The following is a 5799-nucleotide window of genomic DNA, read 5'->3' on the forward strand; positions in this document are numbered from 1 at the left end:
CGGGCCAACGGGAATTTGCTGATGTTCTGAAAGTCCGCCACTGGAGCAGTCGATGAGATCTACATCTTTACTTTTCAGGATACCGGATAGCTTGACGGATTCTTCTGCAGTCCATCCGCCTTCTGTCCAGTCTGTTGCAGAGATCCTGATGAAAATCGGATAGGTTTTTGGCCATACTTCACGAATGCTGTCCAGTACCTCGAGCAGGAAACGGATCCTGTTCTCAAAACTTCCTCCGTACTGATCTGTCCTCATATTACTTAAGGGTGAAAGGAACTGATGGATCAGATAGCCATGGGCGGCATGTATTTCTATGACCTTATAACCGGCTTCAATGGCATAAATAGCTGCAGATTTAAAATCGGACTTTATTTTTTTAATGCCTTCCAGGTCCAGTGCCTCAGGCGACTCATCACCTTCATGAAAGGGAATGGCACTTGGTGCAAAAGACTTCCAGCCGCCTTCGTTCAATTTGATTTGTTTGCCCCCTTTCCATGGAACTTCAAAACTGGATTTACGTCCGGCGTGGGCAAGCTGGATCCCTGCAACAGCACCGTTTGAATGAATAAATCCGGTTATTCTTTTGAGTACAGGTAGATGTTCTTCTTTCCATATGCCCAGGTCTCCCGTGGTGATGCGGCCTTCGGGAGATACTGCCGTGGCTTCCTGAAGGATCAAAGAAGAGCCACCAACGGCACGGCTCCCAAGATGGACCAGGTGCCAGTCATTTGCAAAACCATCTTTTGCAGAATACTGACACATTGGTGAGGTGACGATCCTGTTTTTCAGACGGATGTTTTTGAGCTGCAGAGGAGAAAATAATAAAGACATAACTTGTTTTTTATGTAAATCTAACAACTCGCCATTACATTTGTTCAGACGCTATTGTAAGGAGAAATTCATTTTTAAAAATTACGGAGGTTTTGGCTTATAAATTGAGTGGTATTCATTGAAAATTAAGAAATCTCCCTAAGGGTTTAGCCTTTGGATAAATGACTAAAAATCGCAGTCAAAAAGAGGTTTTTTAAAACTTTGGGGGATAAAGTTTTTTTTGAGCTTAAAATGACAGATAAAATGTAAAAAAATGAAAAACTTATTGCACAACTCAATATTTATTTAAACCTTTGCGCCTCAAGTAATTTAAAGCGGGAATATATACAGAAAATGATCAAGACGAATCTCCATAAACTTTCCATCTTAGAAGCAAAAAATATTGCTTCCAGAAGCTTGTTTATTGAACGTCTGCGACCCATATTTTCTGTCACAACAAACCGGCAAAATTATACACCCCGTATTTGAGTGATATCTTTACTCAATCATAGAGGATTGCCTCTCAAAAAACAATTAATCAAAATTTTTATCTTTTTTCGTTATCCTATTAATGAATATAAACGATTTTATAGTGCAGGTTGCACTTCCTGAACATCGTGTCTTTGCAGAAGAAATCTGCGAGGAAATGGCGGAGTCTGCAAAAGCCCGTGGTACGGGTATTGCAAAACGTTCGCCGGAGTATGTTGCAGGGAAAATGTCGGACGGGAAGGCAGTAATTGCTTTTCATAAAGACGGCTCCTGGGCTGGCTTCTGTTACATTGAAACCTGGAGCCATGGACAATTTGTAGCCAATTCTGGTCTCATCGTAAGTCCGAAATATAGAAAAGCCGGTTTGGCCAACGCCATTAAACACAAAATTTTTGAATTATCCAGACAGAAATATCCTAAAGCAAAGATCTTTGGGCTAACCACAGGTCTTGCTGTAATGAAGATCAATTCAGATCTGGGTTATGAGCCTGTCACCTATTCCGAGCTTACTCAGGATGAGGAATTCTGGAAAGGTTGTCAAAGTTGTGTGAATTTTGAAATCCTGACCATGAAAGAGCGCAAGAACTGCATGTGTACGGCGATGCTCTATGATCCGGAAACCAAAAAACACGACGTGGCCAAGAAATTTGCAGAGGAACTGCAAAAGAAACCAAAGTTGTACGAGCGTTTTATGCGCATCAAACAACGATTGGTGCTGAAACCCAAAGAATCGAATAAGGGCTTTAAATCCTTGCTTATGTTAATCCCAGTTTTATTTAAATAATTGTTGCCGAAGGATTTGCGTATGCAGGTCCATTACCCTTAAAACACAATAAAGACTCATGAAGAAGAAAGTAGTTTTAGCTTTTAGCGGAGGTTTAGATACTTCATTTTGCTGTATTTATTTAGCACAGGACCGTGGTTTGGAAGTACATTCTGTAATTGTAAATACAGGTGGTTTTTCTGAAAACGAATTACAGGAAATTGAGAAACGGGCTTATGCGCTTGGCGTAGCCTCTCATGCTGTTGTTGATGAAACGGCCAATTATTATGAGGGATGTATTAAATATCTTGTTTTTGGAAATGTGTTGAAAAATGCAACTTACCCGCTTTCTGTAAGTGCGGAGCGTGTAAGCCAGGCAACTGCAATTGCAAATTATGTAAAAAAGATCGGTGCGGATTATGTGGCTCACGGTAGCACTGGTGCCGGTAATGATCAGGTTCGTTTTGACATGATTTTTAACATCATTATACCGAATGTGGAAATCATCACACCGATCAGAGATTTGAAATTATCCCGCGAAGCGGAAATTGAATATTTACAGAAACATGGCGTAGAATATAGCGCAGAAAAAGCCAGATATTCTATCAACAAAGGCCTTTGGGGTACTTCAGTGGGTGGTAAAGAGACTTTAACTTCTCATGAAACCCTGCCTGAAGAAGCCTGGCCAACACAGGTTTCAGAAACGGCACCACGCAAAGTGGAGCTGCGTTTTGAAAAAGGAGAGCTGGTTGGGATCGACGGAGAGGATTTGGCTCCGGTTAGGGCTATACAGAAACTGCAGGCGATTGCTCAACCTTATGGAATTGGACGGGACATCCATGTTGGAGATACCATCATCGGAATAAAAGGACGTGTTGGTTTTGAAGCCGCGGCTCCCGTGGTGATCATTAAGGCGCACCATACTTTAGAGAAGCATACTTTAACCAAGTGGCAGCTTTCCTGGAAAGACCAGTTGGGTTCGTTCTATGGAAACTGGTTGCATGAAGGTCAGTTCCATGATCCGATCATGAGAAATATCGAAGCTTTTTTTGCAGATACACAGGAAACAGTAAGCGGAAAAGTATTTGTTGAACTTTTACCATATCGCTTCCAGATTATTGGAATTGAGTCTGAGCATGACTTAATGAGCAATAAATTTGGTTCTTACGGAGAGATGAACAATGCCTGGTCTGGTGAGGACGTGAAAGGCTTTTCTAAAATTTTTGGCAACCAGGTCATGATCTGGCATAAAGTGAATAAACATGAAGATTAAAGCAGGTATCATTGGTGGTGCGGGCTATACAGGTGGTGAAATGCTGCGTATCCTGGTCAATCATCCTTCGGTAGAGATTGCTTTTGTACATAGCAATAGTAATGAAGGCAATCTGATCTCAGACGTGCACACCGATCTTTTTGGTGACACGGACCTTCGTTTTACAGGTACCCTTTCAGCGGATATTGATGTCTTATTCTTATGTGTGGGCCATGGTGATGCAAAGAAATTTCTTGCGGCCAATCCTATAGCGCCTTCCATTAAGATCATTGACCTGAGCCAGGATTTCAGACTAAAGGCGAATGCCGCGGATCAGTGGGTATATGGCTTGCCGGAGCTTAACCGTGAGGCCATCAGAACAGCAAATTATGTGGCTAATCCTGGATGTTTTGCTACCTGTATACAGTTGGCCTTGCTTCCACTGGCGGCCAAAGGTTTGCTAAAAGGAGAGGTACACATCAATGCAACAACTGGTTCTACCGGGGCCGGTCAAAGTTTGGCGGCTACTTCTCATTTCAGTTGGCGAAATAATAATCTTTCGGTTTATAAGGCTTTTGAACATCAGCATTTAAATGAGATTGGCGAAAGCCTCGTACAGCTGGATGGTGGATTTGACAGCGTTTTGAATTTTATTCCGCAGCGAGGCGATTTTACAAGAGGAATCCTGGCATCAGTTTATACCGAATCTGATCTTTCTGCTGAAGAATTGCAGGATTTATATGCATCCTACTACGAAGGACACGTATTTACACACGTAAGTGCAAAGAATATAGATTTGAAACAAGTGGTGAATACGAATAAAGGGCTTCTGCATGTAGAAAAACATGGCAATAAGGTTTTTGTGGTCAGTATAATTGATAACCTGCTGAAAGGCGCGAGCGGACAAGCAGTTCAGAACATGAATTTAATGTTTGGACTGGAGGAACGGCAAGGCCTGGCACTTAAAGCGGCAGCATTCTAAAATCAATTTGTACACCAGTTAAAAATATTAAAATGAACTTATTTGACGTTTATCCACTAAATGATATAGAAATTGTAAAAGCTTCCGGCAGTACAGTCTGGGATGCAAGCGGACAGGAATACCTTGATTTATACGGAGGACATGCCGTAATTTCAATAGGACATACGCATCCGCATTACGTAAAAAGAGTTACAGATCAGCTCAATAAAGTTGGTTTCTATTCCAATTCTGTGAAAATTCCTTTGCAAACGGCTCTTGCAGATAAGCTAGGCCAGGTATCAGGAAAGACAGACTACCAGTTGTTTTTATGCAATTCAGGAGCAGAAGCTAATGAAAATGCTTTAAAACTGGCTTCCTTTTATAATGGAAGAAAAAAAGTGATCGCCTTTAAAGGTGCATTCCACGGAAGGACTTCACTGGCTGTGTCGGCTACAGATAACCCGAAGATCATTGCTCCTGTTAATGAGACAGATCATATTGTATTTCTGCCGCATAATGATGTTGAAGCCTTAGAAGAAGCATTCAGTAACTATGGCAATGAAATTGCCGCCGTAATTATAGAAGGGATACAGGGTGTTGGAGGAATTAAAGAGGCTTCGGTACCTTTTCTTCAAAAAATCCGTAGTCTTTGTGATGCTTATAATGCGGTCTATATTGCCGATAGTGTGCAATGTGGTTATGGCAGAACAGGCCTGTTTTATTCTCATGATGTGGCTGGGGTAAATGCTGATGTATATACCATGGCTAAAGGGATGGGAAATGGCTTCCCTGTTGCCGGAATCTCTATTGCGCCGAAATTCAAGCCTTGGCATGGTATGCTGGGCACCACTTTTGGTGGAAATCACTTAGCTTGTGCGGCTGCTTTGGCTGTTCTTGAGGTGATGGAGCAGGATGGGTTGATGAAAAATGCAGAAGAAGTAGGCGCTTACCTGATCTCGGAACTTAAAAAGATTGAGGCGATCAAAGAAGTGCGTGGAAGAGGTCTGATGATCGGTATTGATTTACCGGAAGAACTGGGACATGTGAAGAAAGAACTGTTATTCAAACACCATATTTTTACAGGAGAAGCCAAACCAAATGTGATCAGGTTGTTACCTGCATTGAATTTGACGAAAGAACAGGCCGATCAGTTTTTAGATAAATTTAAAACTATTTTAAGAGGATAGAAATGAACCAATTCACTTCAGTAAAAGACGTTGAGGATATCGGGCAGCTGGTGAAAGCAGCTCTGGATCTAAAGAACAATCCCTATGCAGACCAGCATTTGGGAAAGAATAAAACCCTTGGGCTGGTGTTTCTTAACCCAAGTTTGCGTACCCGTTTGAGTACGCAAAAAGCAGCGATCAATTTGGGAATGAGTGTGATGGTGATGAATATGGATAAGGAGGGCTGGGCACTGGAAACACAGGACGGTGTTGTGATGAATGGTACTACTGTAGAGCATATTCGCGAAGCAGCCGCAGTGATGGGGCAGTATTGTGATATCCTGGGCTTGCGTTCTTT

At 42.0% G+C, this 5799-nt stretch carries 5 protein-coding genes and 1 pseudogene; 5 read left to right on the forward strand and 1 reads right to left on the reverse strand.

Annotation, left to right across the window (positions count from 1 at the left end):
* On the reverse strand, positions 1–831 hold an 831-nt coding region (locus tag VNZ46_RS23735), incomplete at its 3' end, for an NADH:flavin oxidoreductase/NADH oxidase (RefSeq protein ID WP_325563262.1).
* 550 nt (positions 832–1381) lie between these two features.
* Between VNZ46_RS23735 and VNZ46_RS23740 the strand changes: the two genes are divergently transcribed.
* The 5 genes and pseudogenes from VNZ46_RS23740 to VNZ46_RS23760 form a co-directional block, all read left to right on the forward strand.
* Entirely contained in the window at positions 1382–2083 is a 702-nt protein-coding gene (locus VNZ46_RS23740) for an N-acetyltransferase (protein WP_108554755.1), read from the forward strand.
* 58 nt (positions 2084–2141) lie between these two features.
* The gene (gene argG, locus VNZ46_RS23745) at positions 2142–3335 is read left to right on the forward strand and encodes an argininosuccinate synthase (protein WP_325563264.1); all 1194 of its coding nucleotides are present in this window, start codon (positions 2142–2144) and stop codon (positions 3333–3335) included.
* Entirely contained in the window at positions 3325–4296 is a 972-nt protein-coding gene (gene argC / locus VNZ46_RS23750) for an N-acetyl-gamma-glutamyl-phosphate reductase (RefSeq protein WP_325563266.1), read from the forward strand. Before argG ends, argC begins: the two co-directional genes overlap by 11 nt.
* A gap of 32 nt (positions 4297–4328) precedes the next feature.
* Positions 4329–5462 (forward strand): aspartate aminotransferase family protein, encoded by a 1134-nt coding sequence (locus VNZ46_RS23755; protein WP_325563268.1) that lies wholly within the window; start codon positions 4329–4331, stop codon positions 5460–5462.
* A 2-nt stretch (positions 5463–5464) separates the two neighbouring features.
* A pseudogene (locus VNZ46_RS23760) lies at positions 5465–5799 on the forward strand (acetylornithine carbamoyltransferase); the annotation flags it as partial.

The organism is Pedobacter sp. (assembly GCF_035566355.1).
GTDB lineage: Bacteria > Bacteroidota > Bacteroidia > Sphingobacteriales > Sphingobacteriaceae > Pedobacter.